Here is a 19,302-nt window from a genome sequence, read left to right as displayed (position 1 = left end):
GTGGTGCGGGCCGTCAGTTGGCGTTGGTGTCGATCGTGACGGTCCGTTCGGCGGCGGTCTTGCCGATGAGGGCCTTGCCGAGGGCGCCCGCGACGTCCTGCGGGGTGACGGGGGTCTTGGCGCCGGTGCCCCGGGTGATCAGGACCCCGTCGAAGGCGTTCCCGTAGGTGGCCTTCAGGGCGTCGAGGTCGTACTTCTCGACGAGGCGTCCGTCCACGGCCGTCATGCTGAGGATCTTCGGCAGGGACTTGGGGCCGAAGGGGATGGACTTGGTGCCCGCCTTGACCGTCGCCACGCCGGACATCGCGGGCTCCGCGAACTCCTTCATGGCGCGGTCCAGTTCCTGCTGGGTGACGGTGGGCTCCCGCTTGGTGACGGGGAGCTGGACGGTCGGGCCCTTGCCGTTGGCGACGAGCTCGCGGAAGGCCTTGGTGACCTTGTCCACGGAGGCGTCGACGTCGAGGCCCTCGCCGGCCTTGCCGGGTACGGCGACGGCCTTGCCGGTGTCGAACTTGATGGTGCTCTCGGAGGCCGAGCCGGCGGCGCCGGCCAGCTCCTGGAGGGAGACCCGCAGCTTCTCCTCGTCGACCGGCATGACGGCGGTGGCCGTGCGCTCGACCCCGAAGAGGGAGCCGATGACGGTGACGGGGTTGTAGTCGCTGCCCGTGGCGTTGCGGACGGTGGTCTGGCTGTCGAGGGTGAGGCCGGCCTTCTCGGGCTTCAGCTCGACCTGCTTGCCGCCGACGCTGAGCTGGAGCGGGGTGGCGGAGCGCTTGCCGAAGGCGGTCTGGAGCTTGGCGACGGCGTCGTCGCGGCTGCCGCTGATGTCGACGCCGAGGACGGTGGTGCCCTTGGGGACGTCGGAGTGGTTCATCAGCAGTCCGGCGCCGTAGGCCACGCCGGCGAGGACGACGATGCCGCCGCCGAGCAGGACCAGCTTGGAGCGGCCCTTCTTCTTCTTGGCGGCCTTGCCGGCCGGGGCGGCCTTGGCCGACGTGCCGGCGGGGGCGGGCGGCGGCGTCATCTGGCGCGGCGGCTTCGGTCCCGGCGGCGGCGGGGCGACCGGGCCGGGGCCGGGGCCGGGGACCGGCGCGGGTGCGGGGACCGGCGCCGGGGTCTCGAAGGCCTCGGGGCCGGGCCAGCTCGGGGGCACCTCGGCGCCGACGGGGACGGTGCCCAGCGCGGGTCCGCCCGTCGGCCCGGCGGGGTCCGGGAAGGCGGGGAAGGGCTCGGTGACGGGGCCGTTGTCGTACCCGGCGTACCCCTGGGGCGCGCCGACTCCGGGTCCGCCGACGGCGGGGGCCGGGGCGAAGCCGGCTCCGGGGCCGTGCGCGGCCGGGGGCTGCGGGTGTCCGGGCTCGGCCGGGGGCGCGAAGCCCGCGCCGGTGCCGGGCACGCCGGAGCCGTAGCTCGCGCCGGGACCGCCGGGCATCCCGGGGCCGCCGGGGGCACCGGGCGCACCCGGGCCGCCGGGGACCGCGGGCACGCCGGCGGGCGGCGTCGCGGACGGCGGGGGCGTCACCGCCTTGCGCGGGGCGAACCATCCGCCGGCCGGCGCGTCGGCGGGCGCGGGGGCCGGCTCCGGGGCGGGCGCGGCCGGTGCGGGGGCCGGGGCCGGTGCCGCGGGGAGCGCGGGGGCCGAGGCCGCGGGCCGTGCGGGCGCGGGGCGCCGCTCGGGCGTGCGCGCGGCCGTGTCGGCGGGCCCGGCGGCGGCCGGGGACGCGTCCTGGGCGCCGTCCTTGACGGGCTTGCGCACGACCACGGGCGGGATCGGCCGGGATCCGGGGATGTTGATCCGGATCCGGGTCGTCAGGTGGGTCTCGGTCTTCGGCCCGTCGGTGTCGGGCGTGGACGGGTTCGAGGTCACTGGGTTCTCCTCCGGGACGGTCGCGGCGCCGGGACCGGGTGGCACGGACGGATACTGGCCGGTTCCATACGGCGGCGTACCCGAGGGGTAGGCGGCTCCACCGTGCCCTTGGGGCCCGGGGGACGAACTGTCGGTTTCACGACTCAAGGCAGGTTCTCCCGGTTGGCTCCGCCGCCCGTCATTCCGTGCGCGGGCAGCTCGGCGGCCCGTCCACCATACTGGCCGCCGCCCGGGCACAACTGTCGGCCAGGAATCCCAGGTTCCTCTTCTGCTTCCGCGCGCCCCCGTACGAGGGCCCGTCAAACCCCCGCAACCCGTCCCCGATCGGCGGGTGCGGGAGTTCGGCGGCCCGTCATCCGCGGGGCGTGGAGGCCGGAACGGGTCCCTGCGCGGGGTCGCGCATCGTGGCACAGATCACAGCGGCCGCACTTCCCCCCAAAAGGTATGCGTACATGCCGATTCCGGAGGAACCGAGCAGGAAGTCCCCTTCGGGACGGGGGACGCTGAGGAGGACGTAGGAGAGGAACCAGCCGGCCGCCGGGGCACCCACCCCGAGCCCCCCGCCGGCCGTCAGCCGGCCGCCGAGGAACAGCCCGAGGAGGGCCAGCAGGGCGAGCAGCAGCCCGCCCGGGAACCACAGGTCGACCACGAGCCAGCCGGCCGCGCCGGTCAGCGCGCCGAGGGCGAACAGGCCGAGCAGGGCGGCGATCCGCCCGGGGGTCAGCGCGGTGGTCACGCCTCCACCCCCGCGAAGAGGTCCCGCTCGCGCTCGCCGGCCGGGGCGCCGGAGCGGCCGGCGGCCAACTCGTAGTACTCCCGGGCGAACAGGGGCTGGCCCAGGTCGTTGGAGAGGGCGAAGAAGGGGCCGTCGACGGCGATCTGGGTGGCGTGCGCCCGCATGGCGGCCGCCTTCGCCGCCACCAGGACGGTGGAACCGTCCTCGTCGCCGATCTCGGCGGTGATCCGCCCGTCGGGGACCACGCCCGGCACGTCGTCCGCGGTCGCGGTGCCCGGGAAGGCGGTGCCCGCCGCGCGCAGCCGCTCGAAGCCCTCCTCGACGACCGAGGCCGGCACGCGGTTCCAGTACACCTTCGCGACGGCGTGCGGGGCGCCGAGCTCGGGGCGGTACCCGGCCTCGGCGGCCAGCTCCGCGCCCCGGGAGGCGACCCGGTGGGCCTGGATGTGGTCGGGGTGGCCGTAGCCGCCGTCGGGGTCGTAGGTGACGAGGACCTGCGGGCGCAGCTCCCGGATCACTTCCACGAGGTACCCGGCGGCCTCGTCCAGGTCGGCCGACCAGAAGGAGCCGGGGCGGGCGTTCTGCGGGGCGCCCATCATCCCGGAGTCCCTGAAGCGGCCGGCGCCGCCGAGGAAGCGGTGGTCGGAGACCCCGAGTTCCTTCATGGCGGCGGCGAGCTCGCCGACGCGGAAGGGGCCGAGGGCGTCGTCGCGGTCCGGCGCCAGGTGGGCCAGCTCGGCGGGGATGACCTCGCCCTCCTCGCCGAGGGTGCAGGTCACCAGCGCGACGTGGGCACCCTCGGCCGCGTACTTGGCCATGGTGACGCCGTTGTTGATCGACTCGTCGTCCGGGTGCGCGTGCACGAGGAGCAGACGACGGGCGGGAAGACCGTTCATGGGTCCCACCCTACGAGCCGGAACTACAGCTTGAGGCCACTGATCATGCTCGCCACGTTGGACGTGAGCTGGCTGAGGGTGGGCGCGACCGTGGAACTCGCCAGGTAGAACCCGAGCAGTACGCAGACGAACGCGTGTCCCGCCTTCAGACCCGACCTCCGGACCAGAAGGAAGACGACGATCGCCAGCAGCACCACGGCCGAGATCGAGAGTGCCACGGCGTTTCACCTCCACGTCGAGCGGACATCGGTATGCGTACTCGTGCTCGGCGCATTCATACCCACCGTGCGCTACGGATCATAACTATCCGTACCAGCGCATCGATCGAATTCCGGCAGCACGAGGGGCGCATGCCGCGCACGGCCGGGGGCGCACGAAGGCCGGCCGGGAGGGCTGGACGCCCTCCCGGCCGGTTGTCGGCACCCGCACGGCCGCACACGGCCCAGAGTGCATGCCCCAGATCTCGGGGCAGAAACGGTCAAGTTGCCCCTGTGTTAAGCGTGTTGGGTCAAAGCGGGCCCGACCGGACGCCCGCATCCGAGGTCGCACTCGGGGTGGCTGGAAATGATCGCTCACCAGGGCGTCCGAACGGTCCCGCTACTCCTTCGTCAGGGGGGTCGGCGGGGGCGGGAGTTCGCCCGCGGGCGGGACCACCCGCTTCTCCGCCGCGAAGTGGCAGGCCGACGGATGGGCGGCCGGGCCCGGCGGGAGGGCCTGCGGGACGGCCAGCAGGGGGACCTCCTCCGCACAGCGGGATTCGGCCTTCCAGCAGCGGGTGCGGAAGCGGCAGCCCGACGGCGGGTTGGCCGGGGAGGGCACGTCGCCGGTGAGGATGATCCGCTCCCGGTGGGCGCGCGCGCCGGGGTCGGGCACGGGCACGGCCGAGAGCAGGGCCTGGGTGTAGGGGTGGGTGGGGTGGTCGTAGATCTGGGTGTCGGTGCCGATCTCGACGACCCGGCCCAGGTACATGACCCCGACCCGGTCGGAGATGTGGCGGACGATCGACAGGTCGTGCGCGATGAACACGTACGAGAGGCCGAACTCGTCCTGGAGCCGCTCCAGCAGGTTGACCACCTGGGCCTGGACCGAGACGTCGAGCGCGGACACCGGCTCGTCCGCGACGATGACCTCCGGCCGCAGGGCGAGCCCGCGGGCGATGCCGATGCGCTGGCGCTGGCCGCCGGAGAACTGGTGCGGGTACCGGTTGATGTACTCCGGGTTCAGGCCGACCACGTCCAGGAGCTCCTGGACCTTGCGCCGCCGGTCGCCCTTCGGGGCCACCTCGGGGTGGATCTCGTACGGCTCGCCGATGATGTCGCCGACCGTCATGCGCGGGTTCAGCGAGGTGTACGGGTCCTGGAACACCATCTGGATGTTGCGGCGGACGGCCTTCAGCGCGCGGCCCGAGAGCTTGGTGACGTCCTCGCCCTTGTACGAGATCGCGCCGGCGGTGGGCCGTTCGAGGTTGACCAGCATCCGGGCGACGGTGGACTTCCCGCAGCCGGACTCGCCGACGATGCCGAGTGTCTCCCCCGGGGCCAGGGCGAAGGAGACCCCGTCGACGGCCTTGACCGCGCCGACCTGCTTCCGGAAGAGGATGCCCTGGGTCAGCGGGTAGTGCTTGACGAGGTCGCGGACCTCCAGGATGGGCTCAGGCACCGAGGCACTCCTTCCAGAAGAAGCAGGCGCTGGCCCGGTCCGGGGCGACGTCGGCCAGCGGCGGGACCTCGGCGCGACAGGCGGCCCGGGCCATCGGGCAGCGCGGGTTGAAGGCGCAGCCGGGCGGGATGGCCAGCAGGTTGGGCGGCAGGCCCTTGATCGCGTAGAGCTCCTGGCCCTTCTGGTCCAGCCGCGGGATCGAGTCGAGCAGCCCGCGGGTGTACGGGTGGGCGGGCGAGGCGTAGATCTCCCGGACGGGGGCGGCCTCGACGATCCGGCCCGCGTACATCACGGCGATCTTGTCGGCTACGTCGGCGACGACGCCGAGGTCGTGGGTGATCAGGATGAGGCCCATGTTGAGTTCGCGCTGGAGCTCGGCGAGGAGGTCCATGACCTGGGCCTGGACGGTGACGTCGAGGGCGGTGGTGGGCTCGTCGGCGATGATCAGGGAGGGTTCCAGGGCCAGCGCCATCGCGATCATGATGCGCTGGCGCATGCCGCCGGAGAACTGGTGCGGGTAGTCCCCCACCCGCTGCTTCGCGGCGGGGATCTTCACCCGGTCCATCAGCTCCACGGCCTTGGCCCGGGCCTCCTTGCGGGACGCGCCCCGGTGGACCTCGAACATCTCGCCGAGCTGGGCGCCGACGCTGAGCACGGGGTTGAGGGAGGACAGGGCGTCCTGGAAGATCATCGCCATTTCGGCGCCGCGGATCCTCCTGCGCTCCTCCTCCTTCGTCTTCAGGAGGTCCTTGCCCTTGAAGAGGATCTCGCCGCCCGCGATCCGGCCCGGCGGGACGTCGAGGATGCCCATCACGGCCTGGGCCGTCACCGACTTGCCGGAGCCGGACTCGCCGAGCACGGCGAGGGTCTCGCCCTCGTCCACCGAGTAGTTGACCCCGTTGACGGCCTTGGCGACCCCGTCGCGGGTGGTGAACTCGACGTGGAGGTCCCGGACTTCGAGCAGCATCTGGCGGCTCACACTCCTCAGCGCAGCTTGGGGTCGAGGGCGTCGCGGACCGCGTCGCCGAGCATGATGAAGGCGAGCACGGTCAGGCTCAGGGCGCCCGCCGGCCAGAGCAGCATGTGCGGGGCGTTGCGGATCTGGGTGGCGGCGTTGGAGATGTCGATGCCCCAGGAGACGGTGGGCGGGCGCAGGCCCACGCCGAGGAAGGACAGGGTGGCCTCCAGGGCGATGTAGGTGCCCAGCGCGATGGTGGCGACGACGATGACGGGGGCCACGGCGTTGGGGGCCACGTGGCGCAGCAGCATGCGCCCGTTGCCGGCGCCGAGGGCGCGGGCCGCCTGGACGTAGTCGTTCTGCTTGGCGGTGATCACCGAGCCGCGGGCGATGCGGGCGAGCTGCGGCCAGCCGAGCAGCACGATGAAGCCGACGACGGGCCACACGGTGGTGCTGGTGACCACGGACAGGAAGACCAGGCCGCCGAGGACGACGGGGATCCCGAAGAAGATGTCGGCGACGCGGGAGAGCAGGGAGTCCCCCCAGCCGCCGAAGAAGCCGGCGAGCCCGCCGAGCACGGAGCCCAGCAGGGCGGCGCCGACGGTCGCGCAGACGCCGACGGTGATGGAGGCGCGGGCGCCGTAGACGGTGCGGGTGTAGACGTCGCAGCCCTGGGTGTCGTACCCGAAGGGGTGTCCGGGGGCGGAGCCCTGCTGCGATTTGGACAGGTCGCACTGGAGGGGGTCGCCGCTCGCGATGAGCTGGGGCCAGATGGAGATGACGACGAGGAAGAGGATGAGCAGCGCGGAGACGATGAAGACGGGGTTGCGGCGCAGCTGGTGCCAGGCGTCGGAGCCCAGGGAGCGGGCCTTCTCCTGCGGTCCGGCCGCTCCGACGGGTTCGGCGGGGCCGGACTCCTTGGCGACGCCTTCCACGCTCTCGGCCTCCTGGAGGGCCAGGTCCATGGCCCCGCCCTGGCCGGTGGGGGACATCGCCTCGCCCGCACGGGGGCCCACGGGGTCGTAGCCGCCGGGCTCTTCGGGGCTCTCGGGCTCAGGCATAACGGATCCTCGGGTCCAGGACCGCGTAGAGCAGGTCGACGAGCAGGTTCGCCACCAGGAAGACGATGACGAGGATGGTGACGAAGCCGACCACCGTGGGCGAGTTGTTGCGCAGGATGCCCTGGTAGAGCTGGTAGCCGACGCCGTGGATGTTGAAGATCCGCTCGGTGACGATGGCGCCGCCCATGAGGGCGCCGATGTCGGTGCCGATGAAGGTGACCACCGGGATCAGGGAGTTGCGCAGCAGGTGGCGGGTGATGACCCGGCGGCGCGGCAGTCCCTTGGCGACGGCGGTGCGGACGTAGTCGGCCTTGACGTTCTCGGCGATGGAGGTCCGCGAGAGCCGGGTGACGTACGCGAGGGAGACCAGGGCGAGGACGATGCCGGGCAGGATCAGCTCGTTGAAGGGGGCGTCCGGGGAGACGGTGGGGCGCACCCAGCCCCATTTGACGCCGAAGACGAACTGGAGCAGGTAGCCGGTGACGAAGGTGGGCACCGAGATGACGACGAGGGTGAGGACGAGCAGGCTGGTGTCGATCGCCTTGCCCCGGCGCAGTCCGCTGACCACGCCGAGGGTGATGCCGATGACGATCTCGAAGAAGATCGCGACCATGGTCAGGCGCAGGGTGACGGGGAAGGCCGAGGCCATCAGCTCGGTGACCGGCTGGCCGTTGAAGGCCGTGCCGAAGTCTCCCTTGAAGATCTGCCCCATGTAGTGGAGGTACTGCTCCCACAGCGGGCGGTCGAGGTAGAGGTCCTTGCGGATCCGGGCGGCCGTGGCGGGGTCGGGGGCCTTGTCGCCGAAGAGGGCCGCGACCGGGTCGCCGAGCGCGTAGACCATGATGAAGATCAGGAAGGTGCTGCCGATGAACACGGGGATCATCTGGAGCAGCCGCCGGATCACGTAACGTCCCATGACTGCTCCAGGATCGATCCGTCGGAGGGGTCAGCTGACCTTGATCTCGTTGTAGACCGGGACGCTGAACTGGTTCAGGGTGACGTCGGAGATCCGCTCGGAGTGGCCGGCGCTGCCGTTCTGGTACCAGAGGGGGATGGACGGCATCTGCTCGGCGAGGACCTTCTCCGAGTCCTGGAAGAGCGCGGTGGCCTTGGCGGCGTCGGTCTCCTGGTTGGCCTGGTCGACGAGCTTGTCGAAGTCCGGACTGCTGAACTTGCCGTAGTTGGAGGAGGCTCCGGTGTAGTACAGCGGCTGGAGGAAGTTCTGGATCAGCGGGTAGTCGGCCTGCCAGCCGGAGCGGAAGGGGCCGGTGAGCTTGAAGGCGCTCTGCTGGTTGCGGAAGTCCGCGAAGGTGCCGACCGGGTTGACCGTGCAGACCGGGCCTTCGCCGAGGGCGTTGTTGACGCTGTTGCAGACGGCGTCCATCCAGTCGCGGTGCGAGCCGGTGTCCACGTTCGAGGTGAGGGTCATCTTGCCGCCGGGCAGTCCGCCGCCCTCCTGGATGAGCGCCTTCGCCGCCTTGGGGTCGTACGTGCAGGCGTCTCCGCAGAGGGTGGAGCTGAAGCCGCCCTTGGCCCCGAGGGCCGGGGAGGTCCAGTCCTTGGCGGGGGTGCGGGTCTCGCGGAAGATCTGCTGGGTGATCTCGTCGCGGTTGATGGCCATCGAGATGCCGCGGCGGACCTTCTCCATGCCCTCCTTGCCCCACTGGGGGTCGTACAGGGGGAAGGTGAGGGTCTGGATGATGAGGGCCGGCTGGTTGATGTAGCGGTCGCCGAGGTCGTTCTTGACGTTCTTCAGCTGCTGGGCGGGGACGTCGTCGACGAGGTCGAGGTTGCCGGAGATCAGGTCGGTGTAGGCGGTGTTGTTGTCGGTGTAGACCTTGAGGTCGACGCCGCCGTTCTGCGCCTTGTCCTCGCCGGGGTAGCCCTCCCACTTGCGCAGCTTCATGCCGGTGCCCTTGGTGTACGAGTCCACCGTGTACGGGCCGTTGCCGACGGGCTTGTCGAGCCAGGCGGAGTGGTCGGTGAAGAAGGCCTTGGGCAGGGGGGAGAAGGCCTGGTAGCCGAGGGTCTCGGGCCAGGTGGAGAACTTCGACTTCAGGGCGACGGTGAAGGTCTTGGGATCCTTGACCACCAGGCCGGACATGGTCTTGGCCTTGGGTTCGCCGCTGGCGGGGTGCACGTCGGCGTAGCCCACGATGTCGGCGAAGAAGGGCGCGTTGTTCTGCTTGTTGCGCACGTCAGCCGCGTAGTTCCAGGCGTCGACGAAGGACTGCGCGGTGACGGGCTCGTCGTTGCTGAACTTCCAGCCGTCCTTGAGGGTGATCGTGAAGTTCTGGCTGTCGGTGGTCTCGATCTTCTCGGCGACCATGTTCGTGGCCTCGCCGGTCTTCGCGTCGTAGCGCTTGAGGCCCCGGAAGAGCATGTCGAGGACCTTGCCGCCCTGCACCTCGTTGGTGTTGGCGGGCTCCAGCGGGTTCTGCGGGTCACCCCAGGAGGAGCTGACGATCCCGGCCGCGCCGCCGCCCCCGCCGCTGTCGCTCCCGCCGCCGCAGGCCGTCGCCGCGAGGGCGACGGCCACCGCACATGCGGCCCACTTGGCGTGGGTGGCTCCGCGCATGGACTGCCTCCTAGAGGTACCAGGACTCACTTAGGGGCAATGTCACCTCATGTCGGGTCCTGCGCACCCCCGGTTGGCCCTTTTGCACCCTCGCGTCCCCCGCCTGTCACCCCTGGGGGTGCAACCTGAGCTCCCAGGTGTCGACCGCGTAGTGCAGGGCCATGCCGTGCGCCTCGTAGAGGGCGAGGGCGCCGCTCTCGTTGAGGGTGTCCACGCCGAGGCCCAGGGTGTCGCGGCCGCGGGCCGCGTAGGCGGCGAAGGCGTGCCGCAGCAGGTGGGAGCCGAAGCCGTACCCTCGCAGGTCCCCGCGTACGCCGAGGTGGCTGATCCAGCCCATGCTGGTGCGGTCGTCGCGGGTGACGAGGACGCCCGCGTCGCCCTGGCCGGGCAGGCTCGCGATCCACACGAGGGACCAGTCCAGGGAGCGGCCGTCGATGTGGTCGAGCCAGGCCTCGTACGTGCGGTGCGCGTGCCCGAAGTGGGCGGCGAAGGTCTCCTCCACCAGGGCGTGGGCGCGGCGGCGGTCGGCCTCGTCGGCGCCGCAGTGGCGCAGGGCGAGGCCGCCGAGCGGGCCGGGCGGCAGGTCGGCGGTGGGCGAGAGCCGGCGGGTCATCACCTGGTAGCGGCGCACGCTGCGGTAGCCGCGGCCGGTCAGGAGGGCGAGGTTCAGGGTGGGCCGGACGTTGAGCTGGATCCGCAGCCGGGCGTCGGCGCCGGTGCCGGAGGCCATCCGGCGGGCGCGCTCCTCCATCCGGTGCAGCAGGGCCATCGCGGCCCGTTCGCGGCCGGGCAGGACGTAGTGGTCGCCGTCGACGCGGCCGGGGCCGGAGTCGGCCCAGACGAGGGCGTACGCGACGAGCCGGCCGTCCTCGAAGGCGAGCCAGGAGTCGGCGGCGAGGTCCACGTCGGGATGGTTGAGGTCGGCTTCGACGGTGCCGAGGTCGGTCTCGGGTCTGCCGATCTCGATGACGTCGACGGCGTTGAGCAGGGCGCAGATGTCCCGGGCGTCCCCGGGTCCGGCCGGGCGGACGGTCAGCGTCTCGGTGGTCATCCGTCCACTGTCGGCGGCCGCGGGGGGCGGCCGCAACGGACTTTGGACCTGCGGGGCCGGGCCGGTCGGGGAAACGCCGAGGGCGCCCGGGGCCGGAGCTGCTGCTCCGGTCCCGGGCGCCCTGGGACGCGTACGCCGTACGGGGAGGTCAGCCGGCCAGGACGGCCCGCTCCTCCGCGAAGTGGCAGGCCGACTCGTGCGCGGCCGGGGTGTCGACACCCTGGAAGCGCGTCGGGATCGCCAGCACCGGCTCCTCCGTGGAGCAGCGCTCCTCGGCCTTCCAGCAGCGGGTGCGGAAGCGGCAGCCCGACGGCGGGTTGGCCGGCGAGGGGACGTCACCGGTGAGGATGATCCGCTCGCGGCCCTCGCGGGCCTCCGGGTCCGGCACCGGCACCGCGGAGAGCAGGGCCTGGGTGTACGGGTGGGTGGGGTGGTCGTAGATCTCGGCGTCGCTGCCGATCTCGGCCATCTTGCCCAGGTACATGACGCCCACGCGGTCCGAGATGTGCCGGACGATGGAGAGGTCGTGCGCGATGAAGACGTAGGAGAGGTTGAACTCGTCCTGGAGCTTCTCCATCAGGTTGATGACCTGCGCCTGCACCGACACGTCGAGCGCGGAGACCGGCTCGTCGCAGATGATGATCTCGGGCTGGAGCGCGAGGCCGCGGGCGATGCCGATGCGCTGGCGCTGGCCGCCGGAGAACTGGTGCGGGTACCGGTTGATGTACTCCGGGTTCAGACCCACGACGTCCAGGAGCTCCTGGACCTTGCGCCGGCGGTCGCCCTTGGGAGCCACCTCGGGGTGGATCTCGAAGGGCTCGCCGATGATGTCGCCGACCGTCATGCGCGGGTTCAGCGAGGTGTACGGGTCCTGGAACACCATCTGGATGTTGCGGCGGACCTCCTTGAGGGCCTTGCCGCTCAGCCGGGTGATGTCCTGGCCCTTGTAGAAGACCTCACCGGCGGTGGCCTTCTCCAGGTTCATCAGGAGCTTGGCGACGGTGGACTTGCCACAGCCGGACTCACCGACGATGCCGAGGGTCTCGCCCTGGTAGAGGTCGAAGGAGACCCCGTCGACGGCCTTGACCGCACCGATCTGCTTCTTGAACAGGATGCCCTGGGTCAGCGGGAAGTGCTTCACCAGGTTGCGCACCTGAAGGATCGGCTCGCCCTTGGGCTTGGTGAGATCAGCCATGGATCTGCTCCTTCCAGAAGTGGCACGCGCTGCCGCGGCCCGGCAGCTCGGTGCCGTCCTGCTCGGTCACCTGGTGCAGGACGGGCACGTCGGTGCGGCAGATGTCCTGGGCCTTGGGGCAGCGCGGGTTGAAGGCGCAGCCCGAGGGGAGGTCGAGCAGGTTGGGCGGCAGGCCCTTGATCGCGTAGAGCTCCTGGCCCTTCTGGTCCAGACGCGGGATCGAGTCGAGCAGGCCGCGGGTGTACGGGTGCGCCGGGCGGCTGTAGATCTCGTGGACCGGGGCGGTCTCGACGATCCGGCCGCCGTACATGACGGCGATCTTGTCGGCGACGTCGGCGACGACGCCGAGGTCGTGGGTGATCAGGATCAGGCCCATGTTCATCTCGCGCTGGAGTTCCGCGAGGAGGTCCATGACCTGGGCCTGGACCGTCACGTCGAGGGCCGTGGTCGGCTCGTCGGCGATGATCAGGTCCGGCTCCAGGGCCATCGCCATGGCGATCATGATGCGCTGGCGCATGCCGCCGGAGAACTGGTGCGGGTAGTCGCCCACGCGCGCCTTGGCGGCGGGGATCTTCACCCGGTCCATCAGCTCGACGGCCTTGGCCAGCGAGTCCTTCTTGGACATGCCGCGGTGGACGCGGAACATCTCGCCGAGCTGGGCGCCGACGGTGTGCACCGGGTTCAGCGAGGACAGGGCGTCCTGGAAGATCATGGCGATCTTCGAACCGCGGATCTTGCGGTACTCCTCGGCCGGGAGCTTCAGCAGGTCCTGCCCCTGGAAGAGGATCTCACCGGAGGGGATCTTGCCGGGCGGCATGTCGAGGATGCCCATGATGGCCTGCGCCGTCACGGACTTGCCGGAGCCGGACTCGCCGAGGACGGCGAGGGTCTCGCCGGCGTTCACCGAGTACGAGACGCCGTTCACGGCCTTGGCGACACCGTCGCGGGTGTGGAACTCGACGTGCAGGTCGCGCACATCGAGGAGGGGGGTCCCCTCCGGCGCCGAGCGGGGCGCGGGGACGTTCGAGGTCTTGTCGATGGTGGTCAACGTACGCCCTTCCTCAGCGCAGCTTCGGGTCGAGGGCGTCGCGCACCGCGTCGCCGACCATGATGAACGCGAGCACGGTGATGCTCAGCGCGATCGACGGGAACAGCAGCACGTGCGGTGCCTGGAGCCAGCGCGCCGAGGCGTCGCTGACCATCAGGCCCCAGGAGATCTCCGGGGGCTGGACACCGATACCGAGGTAGGACAGCGCCGCCTCGGCGGAGATGTACACACCCAGGCTGATCGCGCCGACCACGATGACGGGGGCGACGGCGTTCGGCAGGATGTGACGGATCGTGATGCGCATGGTGCCGGCGCCGAGGGCGCGGGCGGCCACCACGTAGTCGTTGTTCTTGTTCTGCAGCACCGAGGACCGCATGATGCGGAAGATCTGCGGCCAGCCGAGGACCGCGAGGACCAGGGAGACGGTCCAGGCGTTGCCGGGCATGGCGGACATGATCAGCATGCCGCCGAGCAGCAGCGGGATGGCGAAGAAGATCTCGGTGAAGCGGGACAGGACGCTGTCCACGAAGCCGCCGACCCAGCCGGCGATCAGGCCGAGGGCGCCGCCGACGAGCAGGACGAGCGTGGTGGTGACGACGCCGACGATCACGGAGTTGCGGGCGGCCCACACGGTACGCGTGTAGACGTCGCAGCCCTGGATGTCGTAGCCGAACCAGTGGGCCGCGCTCGGGGTCTTGAGCGAGTCCTCCAGCTTGCAGGCGCCGGCGTCGAACGGGCTGCCGTCGGTGAACAGCTGGGGCACGGCCGCGATGATCAGCAGGAACACCACGAGCACGGCACCGATGATGAAGATCGGGTTGCGGCGCAGGTCGTCGATCGCGTCGGACCAGAGGCTGGCCTCGCGGTCCTTCTTCTTCTTGTTCTGGACCTTGCCGGCCTGCCTGCCCCCGGAGGTGGCCGGAGCCGTCTGGGTGTCGGTCATCGAGTCCTCCACCGTATTCGTGTCACGCATAGCGGATCCTCGGGTCGAGCACGGCGTACAGCAGGTCCACAAGGAGGTTGGCGACGAGGTAGATGAGGACCAGGAGGGTCACACCACCCACGACGACGGCACCCTGCTTGAGGTAGACGGACTGGGCGAGCAGGCCGCCGAGGCCGTGGATGTTGAAGATGCGCTCGGTGATGACCGCACCGCCCATGAGGGCACCGAGGTCGGCGCCGAGGAAGGTGACGATCGGGATCAGCGCGTTGCGCAGCGCGTGGTTGACGACGACGCGGCGGCGGGGCAGGCCCTTGGCGGTCGCGGTGCGGACGTAGTCCGCGCGCATGGTCTCCATCAGGCTGGTACGGGTGAGTCGGGCCACGTACGCGAGCGAGGTCGAGGCGAGCACCCAGGCCGGGAGGAGGTAGGCCTGGAGACCGTCGTTCTCGTTGAAGGAGACGGAGAAGAGCTCGATGCCCCAGCTGTTCTTCAGCTGGACGCCGAGCGTCAGCTGGAGGACGAAGCCGGTCACGAAGACGGGGATCGAGATGACCATCAGGGTGGAGATGAGGACCAGCTGGTCGAGGAACTTGCCGCGGCGCAGGGCGGCCATGATGCCGGCCGCGACGCCCACGACGGCCTCGATCACGAAGGAGAAGATGGCGAGGTTCACCGTGTACGGGAACGCTTCGCCGATCAGGTCGGTGACCTTGCGCCCGGTGAGGGTCTCGCCGAGGTCACCCTGGAAGACACCGGTGATGTAGTTCCAGTACTGCAGCAGGAACGGGTCGTCCAGGTGGTACTTCTCGCGCAGCATGGCGGCGACGAGCGGGTCTGCCTTCTTCTCGCCGGCGAGGAGCTGAATCGGGTCAGCGCCGGGCATCGCGAAGGTGAGCAGGTAGATCAGGAACGTGGCACCGATCAGCACAGGGATCGCCTGTATGAGTCGGCGGATGAGGTAGCGGCCCATCAGACCTCCAGCAAAGAACAGGGGGAAAGGGCGGGCAGACGGAAACCTGATTCCGTCTACCCGCCCCCGCGAACTCCCCTAAGTGACGAGGGGTGTTAGTTGCGCTCGACGTTCGCCAGGTCCATCTGGCCCTGGGCGTCGACCTCGACGTTCTTCACGGACTTGGAGTAGGCCGCGGAGGACATGTACGTGAACACCGGGATGTACGGAAGGTCGCGGATGATGATGTCATCGGCCTTCTGGTACAGCTTCAGGCCCTCGGCGGCGTCGGTCGCCTTGTCGGCGTCCGCCATGACCTTCTCGAACTCGTCGTTGCGGTAGTGGCCGTAGTTGGAGCCCTGCTCGATCGCGACCTTCGAGAAGACCGGACGCAGGTAGTTCTCCGCCGCCGGGTAGTCCATCGACCACGCCATGCGGAAGGCACCCTTGTACTTCGCCGCACCGAGGTCGTCCAGCATGTCGCCGAACTTGGCGTACGGCTTGGCGGTGACCTCGATGCCGAGGTTCGCCTTCAGCTGGTTCGCGACGGCCTCGATCCACTCCTTGTGGCCGCCGTCGGCGTTGTAGCCAAGCTCGATCTTGTTGCCGGGGACACCGCCGGCCTTCTCGAAGAGCTCCTTGGCCTTGGTCGGGTTGTACTGGCCGACCTCGCCCAGCGCGCCCTTGCGGTAGCCCGGGATGATGGGGCTGATGAAGTCGTCGGCCGGCTTGCGGGTGCCGTTGAAGATGGTCTTCGTCAGCGTGTCCCGGTCGATGGCCATGGAGATGGCCTGTCGGATCTCCACCTTGCCGAACGCCTCGGGGTTCGTCTCCAGCGGGAGGCCGATGTAGCCGACGGCCGACTCGGGCTTGTAGATGTAGCGGTCGCCGAACTCCTGGGAGACGGTGGCCATCGCGGAGATCGGGAGCTTGTCGACGATCTGGATGTTGTCGGCGCGCAGGTCGTTGTACGCCGTGTCCATGTTGTCGTAGATCTTGAAGGTGACGCCCGCGAGCTTCGCACGGCCCTCGGCCGGGTACTTGTCGAAGCGCTTGACCTTGATCTGCTTGTTGTGCTCCCAGGCGCCGTCCATCTGGAAGGGGCCGTTGCCGATCGGGCTCTCGCCGAACTTCTTCGAGTCCATGGTCTCGAAGGCCTTCGGGAGCGGGAAGAAGGCGTTGTAGCCCAGCATCGTCTTGAACTGGGAGAAGGGCTCCTTCAGCGTGACGGTGAAGGTCTTCTCGTCAACGACCTTGAGGCCCTTGAGCTCCTTGGAGGTGGGCTTCTTGTCCTTGCCCGGCGCGAGCTCCTCGGAGCCCTCGATCTTGGCGAAGAACGGCATGGCCTCGGCCACGTTCTCCTGGTTGGCGCCCCAGTTCCAGGCGCGGACGAACGACTGCGCGTCGACCTTCTCGCCGTTGTGGAAGGTGAAGCCGTCCTTGACCTTGATCGTCCAGGTCTTCGAGTCCGTGCTCTCGATGGACTCGGCGACGTCGAGCTTCGGCTCGTTGGTCTTGCTGTCGTACTTGACCAGGCCGCTGAAGACCGCGTTCATGACCTCGGAGCCCTCGGACTCCGCGGTGTCCTGACCGATCAGGCGGTGCTGCGGCTCGCCGAGCACAACGGTGATGTTGCCGCCCTTGCCACCGGCGTCGTTGCTACCGGTGCTGCAGGCCGTCGCGGCCATGGCCACGATCACGGCACCCGCGACCCACTTGGCGCTCGTTGCTCCGCGCATGGGTATTTGCCTCCTCAGGAGTCACTGTCGATTCGTGAAGGACCCGGTCCCCGCTGACACCCCTGACAGCGAAATCCGGTCCCATCGTGTGTGCTCGTGAGTCGACGCTCCCCACAGCGTGTGACCCATTGACCCGAGCTCAATGGAGCCAATCCTCAGGGACCGCCAGGCCGTAAACCACACTTAAGTGGTCTCGTTTTCACAACATCACCGCGCGGCGAAAACCCGAAATCCGGACAAACGGATAGGAGACAGACACGTGCGAAACGGACGGTTAGCTCATCATCCGGAGTGTCACGGCCGGTATGCGGACACCTGAACTCAACAATCCGTTTGACAAACGCGAACGGCCCCTCCCCGCACCGGACCGGTGCGGGGAGGGGCCGTTGTCAGCCGTACTGCTTTCGGCCAGAGTCCGACTGGCGTACTACTTGGCGGACTTGGCGCGCGACGCGGTGCGCGAGCGCTCCTTCTGGTCCAGGACGACCTTGCGGATGCGGACGGCCTCCGGGGTCACCTCGACGCACTCGTCGTCGCGGCAGAACTCCAGGGACTGCTCCAGGGAGAGCTTGCGCGGCGGGATCACGTTCTCCGTGTTGTCCGCGGAAGCCGCACGCATGTTGGTGAGCTTCTTCTCCTTGGTGATGTTCACGTCCATGTCGTCGGAGCGCGAGTTCTCGCCGACGATCATGCCCTCGTACACCTCGGTGCCGGGCTCGGTGAACAGGACGCCGCGCTCCTGCAGGTTGATCATGGCGAACGGGGTGACCGCGCCCGAGCGGTCCGCGACGAGCGAACCGTTGTTGCGGGTGACCAGCGGGCCGAACCACGGCTCGTGGCCCTCGTGGATCGAGTGGGCGATGCCCGTACCGCGGGTGTTCGTCAGGAACTCCGTGCGGAAGCCGATGAGACCGCGCGACGGGACGACGAACTCCATGCGGACCCAGCCGGAGCCGTGGTTCGACATGTTGTCCATGCGGCCCTTGCGGACGCCCATGAGCTGCGTGACCGCGCCCATGTGCTCCTCGGGCACGTCGATCGTCATGCGCTCGACCGGCTCGTGCGTCTTGCCGTCGATCTCCTGCGTGACGACCTGCGGCTTGCCGATGGTCAGCTCGAAGCCCTCGCGGCGCATCTGCTCGACCAGGATGGCGAGCGCGAGCTCACCGCGGCCCTGGACCTCCCAGGCGTCCGGACGCTCGGTGTCCAGGACGCGCAGCGAGACGTTACCGATCAGCTCGCGGTCCAGACGGTCCTTGACCTGGCGGGCGGTGACCTTGCGGTCCTTGACCGCGGCCTTGGCGTCCGCGCCCTTGCCGGTGCCGCCGCGGCCGACCATCGGGGAGGTGTTCGTACCGATGGTCATGGAGATCGCCGGCTCGTCGACCGAGATCAGCGGCAGCGCCACCGGGTTCTCCGGGTCGGCCAGGGTCTCGCCGATCATGATGTCGGGGATACCGGCGACGGCGCAGATGTCACCGGGGCCGGCGACCTCGGCGGGCTTGCGGGTGAGCGCCTCGGTCATCATCAGCTCGGTGATGCGGACGTTGGAGATCGAACCGTCGCGCTTGATCCAGGCCACGGTCTGGCCCTTGCGCAGCTCGCCCTGCTCGACGCGGAGCAGCGCGATGCGGCCGAGGAAGTTGTCGGCGTCCAGGTTGGTGACGTGGGCCTGGAGCGGGGCCGCCTCGTCGTACACCGGGGCCGGGACGTGCTCCAGGATGGCCGAGAAGAACGGCTCCAGGTTGTCGCTGTCCGCGGGGACGGTGCCGTCCTCCGGCTTGGTCAGCGAGGCGACGCCGTCACGGCCGCAGGCGTAGACGATCGGGAACTCGATCTGGTCCTCGTCGGCGTCCAGGTCGAGGAAGAGGTCGTACGTCTCGTTGACGACCTCGTCGATCCGGGAGTCCGGGCGGTCCGTCTTGTTGATGCAGAGGATGACCGGCTTCCGCTGCTGGAGCGCCTTGCGGAGCACGAAGCGGGTCTGCGGCAGCGGACCCTCGGAGGCGTCCACCAGGAGGACGACGGCGTCCACCATCGACAGACCGCGCTCGACCTCGCCACCGAAGTCGGCGTGGCCGGGGGTGTCGATGATGTTGATCGTGATCGGGGCCCCGCCGTCCTTGGGGTGGTACTTCACCGCCGTGTTCTTGGCGAGGATCGTGATGCCCTTCTCACGCTCCAGGTCGTTCGAGTCCATCATGCGGTCGTCGAGCTGCTGGTGGGCGGCGAAGGCACCGGCCTGCTTGAGCATGGCATCGACGATGGTCGTCTTGCCATGGTCGACGTGGGCGACGATGGCGACGTTACGGATGTCGTGGCGCGTGGGCACTTCGGCGCTTCTCCCGGGATCGTGGATGGCGTCGCGTACGGCCTGGCACGCGAGCCTCTGCCGGGCGGAAAACCTGCCACGGCCTTACCCCATCGTACGTCGAGTGGCGGGAACCGCCTGCCGGGGGGTCTGTCAAGGGGCCGGACGACTGAGGAACGCCGGGTTTCGGGTGGGGGGTCCCGGCGGTGCGCGCGGCCTGTGTGCGTTCGGGTCAACGGGCTGGTCAAAGGGTGCGGGCACGACCTTGCCCGCCGGGGATCCGGCGGGCAAGGGACTTGAGTCACTTCTGA

The 19,302-nt window shown here is 69.7% G+C and carries 16 protein-coding genes; all 16 read right to left on the bottom strand.

Translation table 11 applies throughout. The features are described 5' to 3' along the window. Window positions 1–13: 13 nt before the first annotated feature. On the bottom strand, window positions 14–1,867 hold the full coding sequence (locus ACIPW5_RS14865; protein WP_401244672.1) for a hypothetical protein: 1,854 nt from the start codon (window positions 1,865–1,867) through the stop codon (window positions 14–16). Between the two features lie 352 nt (window positions 1,868–2,219). Beyond that, complete coding sequence (locus ACIPW5_RS14860; RefSeq protein WP_401244670.1) at window positions 2,220–2,603, bottom strand: DUF6113 family protein; 384 nt, start codon at window positions 2,601–2,603, stop codon at window positions 2,220–2,222. Further along, window positions 2,600–3,499: an N-acetyl-1-D-myo-inositol-2-amino-2-deoxy-alpha-D-glucopyranoside deacetylase gene (gene mshB, locus ACIPW5_RS14855; RefSeq protein WP_401244668.1), complete on the bottom strand. Its 900-nt coding sequence runs from the start codon at window positions 3,497–3,499 to the stop codon at window positions 2,600–2,602. Before mshB ends, ACIPW5_RS14860 begins: the two co-directional genes overlap by 4 nt. Window positions 3,500–3,522: 23 nt before the next feature. Continuing rightward, window positions 3,523–3,717 (bottom strand): hypothetical protein, encoded by a 195-nt coding sequence (locus ACIPW5_RS14850; protein WP_045952243.1) that lies wholly within the window; start codon window positions 3,715–3,717, stop codon window positions 3,523–3,525. Window positions 3,718–4,096: 379 nt separating this feature from the next. Next, entirely contained in the window at window positions 4,097–5,158 is a 1,062-nt protein-coding gene (locus ACIPW5_RS14845; RefSeq protein WP_401244666.1) for an ABC transporter ATP-binding protein, read from the bottom strand. Beyond that, window positions 5,151–6,125: an ABC transporter ATP-binding protein gene (locus tag ACIPW5_RS14840; protein WP_401244870.1), complete on the bottom strand. Its 975-nt coding sequence runs from the start codon at window positions 6,123–6,125 to the stop codon at window positions 5,151–5,153. The genes ACIPW5_RS14845 and ACIPW5_RS14840 overlap by 8 nt, the downstream gene beginning before the upstream one ends. Before the next feature lie 17 nt (window positions 6,126–6,142). Beyond that, on the bottom strand, window positions 6,143–7,177 hold the full coding sequence (locus tag ACIPW5_RS14835; protein WP_401244664.1) for an ABC transporter permease: 1,035 nt from the start codon (window positions 7,175–7,177) through the stop codon (window positions 6,143–6,145). Continuing rightward, window positions 7,170–8,093, bottom strand: coding sequence for an ABC transporter permease (locus tag ACIPW5_RS14830; RefSeq protein ID WP_401244662.1), 924 nt, complete (start codon window positions 8,091–8,093; stop codon window positions 7,170–7,172). The genes ACIPW5_RS14835 and ACIPW5_RS14830 overlap by 8 nt, the downstream gene beginning before the upstream one ends. Window positions 8,094–8,123: 30 nt before the next feature. Continuing rightward, window positions 8,124–9,755: an ABC transporter substrate-binding protein gene (locus tag ACIPW5_RS14825; RefSeq protein ID WP_401244660.1), complete on the bottom strand. Its 1,632-nt coding sequence runs from the start codon at window positions 9,753–9,755 to the stop codon at window positions 8,124–8,126. A gap of 106 nt (window positions 9,756–9,861) precedes the next feature. Beyond that, complete coding sequence (locus ACIPW5_RS14820) at window positions 9,862–10,806, bottom strand: GNAT family N-acetyltransferase (RefSeq protein WP_401244658.1); 945 nt, start codon at window positions 10,804–10,806, stop codon at window positions 9,862–9,864. 148 nt (window positions 10,807–10,954) lie between these two features. Then, window positions 10,955–12,001: an ABC transporter ATP-binding protein gene (locus tag ACIPW5_RS14815; RefSeq protein WP_401244656.1), complete on the bottom strand. Its 1,047-nt coding sequence runs from the start codon at window positions 11,999–12,001 to the stop codon at window positions 10,955–10,957. After that, window positions 11,994–13,049 carry an ABC transporter ATP-binding protein gene (locus ACIPW5_RS14810; protein ID WP_401244654.1) on the bottom strand — a complete coding sequence of 352 codons (1,056 nt, stop codon included), beginning with the start codon at window positions 13,047–13,049 and terminating at the stop codon, window positions 11,994–11,996. The genes ACIPW5_RS14815 and ACIPW5_RS14810 overlap by 8 nt, the downstream gene beginning before the upstream one ends. 13 nt (window positions 13,050–13,062) lie before the next feature. Continuing rightward, window positions 13,063–14,022 carry an ABC transporter permease gene (locus tag ACIPW5_RS14805; RefSeq protein WP_401244652.1) on the bottom strand — a complete coding sequence of 320 codons (960 nt, stop codon included), beginning with the start codon at window positions 14,020–14,022 and terminating at the stop codon, window positions 13,063–13,065. Continuing rightward, complete coding sequence (locus ACIPW5_RS14800; protein ID WP_401244650.1) at window positions 14,015–14,962, bottom strand: ABC transporter permease; 948 nt, start codon at window positions 14,960–14,962, stop codon at window positions 14,015–14,017. The genes ACIPW5_RS14805 and ACIPW5_RS14800 overlap by 8 nt, the downstream gene beginning before the upstream one ends. Before the next feature lie 95 nt (window positions 14,963–15,057). Next, the gene (locus ACIPW5_RS14795) at window positions 15,058–16,680 is read right to left on the bottom strand and encodes an ABC transporter substrate-binding protein (RefSeq protein WP_401244648.1); all 1,623 of its coding nucleotides are present in this window, start codon (window positions 16,678–16,680) and stop codon (window positions 15,058–15,060) included. Between the two features lie 427 nt (window positions 16,681–17,107). Continuing rightward, complete coding sequence (typA, locus tag ACIPW5_RS14790; RefSeq protein WP_401244646.1) at window positions 17,108–19,012, bottom strand: translational GTPase TypA; 1,905 nt, start codon at window positions 19,010–19,012, stop codon at window positions 17,108–17,110. Between the last annotated feature and the right edge of the window lie 290 nt (window positions 19,013–19,302).

It is taken from the genome of Streptomyces sp. NPDC090077, from assembly GCF_044747545.1.
In the GTDB taxonomy this organism is placed as follows: domain Bacteria; phylum Actinomycetota; class Actinomycetes; order Streptomycetales; family Streptomycetaceae; genus Streptomyces.
Note: the sequence above shows the minus strand (reverse complement) of the source record. Positions and strands in the feature narration are given on the sequence as shown.